Source organism: Pseudomonas sp., from assembly GCF_049590575.1.
GTDB lineage: Bacteria > Pseudomonadota > Gammaproteobacteria > Pseudomonadales > Pseudomonadaceae > Aquipseudomonas.
The window spans coordinates 1-3,726 of sequence record NZ_JBAWDE010000294.1 but is presented as its reverse complement, the minus strand read 5'-3'; the positions used below and the strand labels follow the sequence as shown (position 1 = coordinate 3,726).

Sequence of the window (3,726 nt, the reverse complement as noted above, 5' to 3'; positions counted from 1 at the left end):
GCCAAACACGGTCAGGGTCAGGCTCAGCGGCCCGCGCGTGGTGTCGCCCCCCACCAGGCCCACGCCACAACTCTGCGCCATGGCGTTCAAGCCTTGGGCATAGCGTTGCAGCCAATCGGCATCGACGGTCGGCGTGGTCAGGGCAAGGGTAAAGGCGAGGGGGTGGGCGCCCATGGCGGCCAAGTCGCTCACCGCCACGGCCAGCGAGCGCTGGCCGAGCAGGAACGGATCACACGGGTCGGCAAAATGCACGCCGGCGACTAATGTATCGGTGGAGATTGCCAACTGCTCCCCGGCGGGGAGCGCCAGCAAGGCGCAGTCGTCGCCGATCCCCAGCGCAATGCCTTCGCCGCCCTGCGCACAGGGCGCGGCGGCGAAGTATTTGCGGATCAGCTCAAACTCGCCCATTGGGAACCTGAGCGCAAATCAGCGCTTGTGTTCCTTCACTTCGGCTTCACGCAGGCGCGGGGCCAGCTTGTCGAGCACGCCGTTGACGAACTTGTGGCCGTCGGTCGAACCGTAGACTTTCGCCAGTTCGATACCTTCGTTGATCACCACGCGGTACGGCACGTCGACGCGCTTGAGCAGTTCCCAGGTGGACAGTCGCAGCACGGCCAGTTCAACCGGGTCCAGCTCTTCGAGGGTCAGGTCCAGGCACGGCGCCAGCGCAGTGTCGATCTCGGTCAGGTTGGCCGGCACACCGTGCAGGATGTCGTGGAAGTAGCTCTGGTCGGCAAAGGTGAAGTCGTTATCGACGCGAAATTGCGCTTCGATCTCGTTCAGCGAAGTGCCGGCCATGTGCCGCTGGTACAGCGCCTGGGTCGCGAGCTGACGGGCAGCACGGCGCTTTTCGCTCTTCGACGGCTTGCCAGCATCGGCTGGACGCTCGTCGCGCGGGTTGAAACGATCGCTCTCGTCGGAAATCACTTGGCCTCCAACTGCGACAGCAGGCTGACCATTTCCAGGGCGGACAGGGCAGCTTCAGCGCCTTTGTTACCGGCCTTGGTGCCGGAACGCTCGATGGCTTGCTCGATGGAATCAACGGTCAGTACGCCGAAAGCGACGGGCACGCCGAACTCCATGGAGACCTGGGCCAGGCCCTTGGTGCATTCGCCGGCCACGTATTCGAAGTGCGGCGTACCGCCACGAATGACCGCGCCCAGGGCGATGATCGCCGCGTATTCACCCTGCTGAGCAACTTTTTGCGCAACCAGTGGAATTTCGAAGGCGCCAGGGGCGCGGATAATAGTGATGTCGCTTTCGCTCACACCGTGGCGAACCAGGGCGTCCACGGCACCGCTTACCAGGCTTTCAACCACGAAGCTGTTGAAGCGGCCAACCACCAGGGCATAGCGGCCTTTGGGGGCGATGAAGGTACCTTCGATGGTCTTCAGGGTCATTCGACAAATCTCTTAAAGAGCCGGGACGCGAAAAGTGCGTCCCTCAGTGATGATTTAACCGCGAACAAGGGGCAAGAAGCGCCAGCCTTTATTCGGAGGGCACGTATTCTACAACTTCCAGATCGAAACCGGATATCGCATTAAATTTCATCGGTGCGCTCATCAGGCGCATTTTGCGCACACCGAGGTCGCGCAGGATCTGCGAGCCGGCGCCGACGATGCTGTAGGTGGTCGGCGTCTTGACCTGGGTGTGCTCAGCGGTTTCGCGAATATGCGCGAGCAATACGTCGCCATCCACCGGGTTACCCAACAGCAACACCACCCCGCTGCCGGCCTCGGAAACCGCGGCCATGGCGGCGCGCAGGCTCCAACGGCCGGGTTGCTTGACCATCAACAGGTCGCGCAGCGGGTCCATGTTGTGCACGCGCACCAGGGTCGGCTCGTCGGCGCAAATGTTCCCCAGGGTCAGGGCCATGTGCACGTCGCCTTCCACTGAATCACGGTAGGTCACCAAATTGAATTGGCCCAGTTCGCTGTCCAGCGGCTGCTCGGCAATCCGCTGAACGGTACGTTCGTGGATCATGCGGTAATGGATCAGGTCGGCGATGGTGCCGATCTTGAGGTTGTGTTCGGCGGCAAACGCTTCGAGTTCGGCGCGACGGGCCATGGTACCGTCGTCATTCATCACTTCGCAGATCACCCCGCTCGGCTCGAAACCGGCCATGCGCGCGAGGTCGCAGGCGGCTTCGGTGTGGCCGGCGCGCGCGAGGGTGCCGCCCGGCTGGGCCATCAGCGGGAAGATATGGCCCGGGCTGACGATGTCTTCGGCCTTGGCATCTTTCGCGGCGGCCGCTTGCACGGTGCGCGCGCGGTCAGCGGCGGAGATACCGGTGGTGACGCCGGTCGTGGCCTCAATCGATACCGTGAACTTGGTGCCGAAACCCGACCCATTGCGCGGCGCCATCAACGGCAGCTTGAGCAGTTCGCAGCGCTCGCGGCTCATGGGCATGCAGATCAGCCCGCGGGCGTGCTTGGCCATGAAGTTGATGTGCTCGGCCTGGCACAGCTCGGCGGCCATGATGATGTCGCCTTCGTTTTCGCGGTCTTCGTCATCCATCAGGATGACCATCTTGCCTTGGCGGATGTCTTCAACCAGTTCTTCGATGCTATTGAGCGCCACGCGGCACCCCCTTGGTCAGGATTTCAGGTAGCCATTGGCGGCTAGAAAACTTTCAGTGATGTTCCCGGCAGCAGGCTCTGCGGCCTTATCGCCCATCAGCAGGCGCTCCAGGTAACGGGCAAGCAAGTCGACTTCCAGGTTCACCCGGCGACCTGGCTGGTACGACGCCATGATGGTTTCGCTCAGGGTGTGGGGAATGATGGTCAGTTCGAATTCAGCGCCATTCACGGCGTTCACGGTCAGGCTGGTGCCGTCGACGGTGATCGAGCCTTTATGGGCGATGTACTTGGCCAGCTCTTTCGGCGCGCGAATACGGAACTCCACGGCGCGCGCGTTTTCACTGCGCGCAACCACTTCGCCGACGCCGTCGACGTGGCCGCTGACCAGGTGGCCGCCCAGGCGGGTGGTCGGGGTCAGGGCTTTTTCAAGGTTCACCGGGCTGCCGGCCTTGAGGTCGTTCATCGCGGTGCAATCCAGGGTTTCCCGGCTGACGTCGGCGGCAAAGCCGTTGCCCGGCAGCTCGATGACAGTCAGGCAAACGCCGCTGACGGCGATGCTGTCGCCCAGCTTGACGTCGCCGAGGTCGAGCTTGCCGGTTTCAACCAGCAGGCGCACGTCGCCGCCCTTTGGGGTCATGGCGCGGATGCTGCCGATGGATTCGATAATGCCGGTGAACATGGCCTTCTCCTGGAAAACGGTGCGGGCGCCTGGGCGCCCGGTCAGAATTATACGCTCGCTGCTGGTAGCGGGATGGCAGTGACTCGCCAGTCGTCGCCTACAGCGCGCATTTCAGTGATCTTGAGTTGGGGGGCGTCGGCCAGTTTCTCAAGCGGCCAGTCCAGCAAAGGCCGGGCGGCGGAGCCAAGGAACTTGCCGGCGACAAATATCACGTACTCGTCCACCAGCCCCTGCTGGGCAAACGCGCCGGCCAGGCTCGGGCCGGCCTCCACCAACACTTCGTTGACGCCACGCGCGGCCAGCGCCACCAACGCCGAGCGCAGGTCGACCTGACCGTCAACGCCCGGCACCACCAGGCATTCAGGCCCGCGCGGGAATTGGTTTTCAGGCGTGACGCAGGTGATGACCAGCGCCGGGCCGGCCTTGAAGAACGGCGCGTTGAGCGGCACCCGCAGGCGGCCGTCGATC

6 protein-coding genes are annotated in these 3,726 nt (G+C 63.4%); all 6 read right to left on the bottom strand.

The genetic code is table 11. From position 1 onward, the window contains the following. The coding region (locus WBR57_RS20770) for an AIR synthase related protein (RefSeq protein ID WP_424086154.1) at nucleotides 1-408 on the bottom strand (408 nt) is incomplete at its 3' end. 18 nt (nucleotides 409-426) lie between these two features. Beyond that, nucleotides 427-927: a transcription antitermination factor NusB gene (nusB, locus tag WBR57_RS20765; protein ID WP_122539989.1), complete on the bottom strand. Its 501-nt coding sequence runs from the start codon at nucleotides 925-927 to the stop codon at nucleotides 427-429. Continuing rightward, nucleotides 924-1,400, bottom strand: a complete 477-nt coding sequence (ribE, locus tag WBR57_RS20760; protein WP_003176356.1) for a 6,7-dimethyl-8-ribityllumazine synthase — start codon at nucleotides 1,398-1,400, stop codon at nucleotides 924-926. The genes nusB and ribE overlap by 4 nt, the downstream gene beginning before the upstream one ends. Before the next feature lie 88 nt (nucleotides 1,401-1,488). Beyond that, on the bottom strand, nucleotides 1,489-2,580 hold the full coding sequence (ribBA, locus tag WBR57_RS20755) for a bifunctional 3,4-dihydroxy-2-butanone-4-phosphate synthase/GTP cyclohydrolase II (protein WP_424086152.1): 1,092 nt from the start codon (nucleotides 2,578-2,580) through the stop codon (nucleotides 1,489-1,491). A gap of 15 nt (nucleotides 2,581-2,595) precedes the next feature. Further along, complete coding sequence (locus WBR57_RS20750; protein ID WP_049711322.1) at nucleotides 2,596-3,258, bottom strand: riboflavin synthase; 663 nt, start codon at nucleotides 3,256-3,258, stop codon at nucleotides 2,596-2,598. Between the two features lie 47 nt (nucleotides 3,259-3,305). Continuing rightward, a partial coding sequence (locus tag WBR57_RS20745; RefSeq protein WP_424086149.1) for a RibD family protein occupies nucleotides 3,306-3,726 on the bottom strand: 421 nt, incomplete at its 5' end.

Bases quoted from the DNA above. Each gene is read 5' to 3' on its own strand.
- WBR57_RS20750 (WP_049711322.1), bottom strand. From the start codon at position 3,258: ATGTTCACCGGCATTATCGAATCCATCGGCAGCATCCGCGCCATGACC.
- ribE (WP_003176356.1), bottom strand. From the start codon at position 1,400: ATGACCCTGAAGACCATCGAAGGTACCTTCATCGCCCCCAAAGGCCGC.